The 1,396-nt window shown below is 75.2% G+C and carries 2 protein-coding genes; one reads left to right on the top strand and one right to left on the bottom strand.

The genetic code is table 11. From position 1 onward, the window contains the following. Positions 1-39: 39 nt before the first annotated feature. The gene (locus LCE31_RS29200) at positions 40-456 is read right to left on the bottom strand and encodes a winged helix-turn-helix transcriptional regulator (RefSeq protein WP_225019507.1); all 417 of its coding nucleotides are present in this window, start codon (positions 454-456) and stop codon (positions 40-42) included. An 89-nt stretch (positions 457-545) separates the two neighbouring features. Here LCE31_RS29200 and LCE31_RS29195 point away from each other — a divergent pair, with 89 nt between their 5' ends. Beyond that, a complete protein-coding gene (locus LCE31_RS29195; RefSeq protein WP_225019505.1) occupies positions 546-1,046 on the top strand; it encodes an NAD(P)-dependent oxidoreductase in 501 nt (166 codons plus the stop codon). The last annotated feature ends 350 nt before the right edge of the window (positions 1,047-1,396 follow it).

Here is a 1,396-nt window from a genome sequence, read left to right as displayed (position 1 = left end):
CCCGTAGGGACGTGCTCTCGGCGGCGCCCCGCCCCCGCCCTACTCGCCACCGCCTGTGGAGCCGGCGGAAGTCCGCTCCCCGCGGTCGTAGGCCTCCTGCGACGCCGACACGTCGCCCAGGTGCGCGATCGACCATTCCTCCAGCGCGCGCAGCGGCTCGCGCAGGGTGCGGCCCGCCTCGGTGAGCCGGTACTCGACGCGTACCGGGACCTCGGGGTACGCGGTGCGGTGCACGAGTCCGTCCCGTTCGAGCCCGCGGAGGGTCTGGGTCAGCATCTTCTGCGAGATGCCCTCGACGCGCCGGCGCAGCTCCGAGAAGCGGACGTCGCCGTCCCAGAGAGCGCCCACGATGAGCACCGTCCAACGGTCGCCGATGCGGTCCAGGATGTGGCGGGTCGGGCAGTCCGCGCGGTGGGGGCCGCCGCGGAGCACCGACTCGGGCCGAGTGGTTACCACAAAGTGCCTACTTCCCGCTGGAGAGTTGGGCTCATACGGTAATCGCGGGGCGTCGCCCGACGCCACCCCCTCCCGCAGGAAGGCACCCCGTGTCCCGCATCACCGTCATCGGCGGCACCGGCTACGCCGGTTCGGCCATCGTCGCTGAGGCCGCCGCCCGTGGCCATCAGGTCACCTCGCTGAGCCGCTCGCTCCCCGACGCCCCCGTCGCGAACGTGATCCACGTCCAGGGCGACGCCACCGACGAAGCGGCGCTCTCGGCGCCCATCGAGGGCGCGGACTTCGTCGTGGCCGCGCTCGCCCCGCGCGGGCCGCTCGCCGGCACCTTCCGCGAGGTCAACAGGACCGTCGCGCGGCTGGCCGACGCCGCGGGCGCGACGTTGTTCGTCGTCGGCGGCTACTCGTCGCTGCGCCCCGCGCCCGGGGCGGACCGCTTCGTCACCGACCTCAGCCACATCCCGGCGGAGCTCCACGGCGAGATCCTCGCCGGGGCGGCGCTCATCCTCGAGGACCTCCCGGCCACGCCCCCGTCACTCGACTGGGTCTTCGTGAGCCCGGCGCTCGGGTTCGGCGCACACGCGCCGGGCTAACGCCTCGGCACGTACCGGCTCGGCGACGAGGTCGCCGTTCAGCCCGAGGACGGCGGGGCGATCTCCGCCGGTGACTACGCCCTCGGGTTCGTCGACCTGATCGAGAAACACGACCACCACAGGGCACAGGTCAACCTCGCCCACTGAGGAGACGCCTCCGGCGGGACCGTCCTCTGGCCGGCCGCCCCGCTCCACAGCCGTCCGACTCCGTGGCCGTCCCGCCCCGGCCGGACCGTCCTCCCTCCGACCGTCCGGCTCCCCGGCCGGACCGTTCTCCCACCGGCCGTGGGGGGGGGGGGGGGGGCGGGGCCGGCCCGGGGGGGCGGGGGGGCCCCGGCGCGCCCGGCCAC

It is taken from the genome of Streptomyces sp. 8L, assembly GCF_020176795.1.
Taxonomy (GTDB): domain Bacteria; phylum Actinomycetota; class Actinomycetes; order Streptomycetales; family Streptomycetaceae; genus Streptomyces.
Note: the sequence above shows the minus strand (reverse complement) of the source record. Positions and strands in the feature narration are given on the sequence as shown.